At 63.2% G+C, this 228-nt stretch carries 1 protein-coding gene; it reads left to right on the top strand.

Annotated features, from left to right (window positions below; all coding sequences use genetic code 11):
- A partial coding sequence (locus tag IH26_RS62520; protein WP_034218364.1) for a hypothetical protein occupies positions 1-228 on the top strand: 228 nt, incomplete at both ends.

Genomic DNA, 228 nt, shown 5'->3' on the forward strand with positions numbered 1-228 from the left:
CAATTCTTCGCTCGCCGGGCGGAGAATCGTCGCCAATGGCTCCTTCGGTTGCACGAAGCTGCTGCCGATCTGGCCACCTCTTACTTTCAGGAGGCCGCGTTGGTCAATGACGCCCGGCGGTCCGGTAAGGCGATGAACGAGGTACCGGCAACGACGTACGTCGTGGATCGGCAGAAGGCTTTGGGCCGGTTTCGCGCCCTGCCGTGGGGCTCCGATTTCGAGACGGAG

The sequence above is a fragment of the Actinoplanes subtropicus genome (genome assembly GCF_000721705.1).
Taxonomy (GTDB): Bacteria; Actinomycetota; Actinomycetes; order Mycobacteriales; family Micromonosporaceae; genus Actinoplanes; species Actinoplanes subtropicus.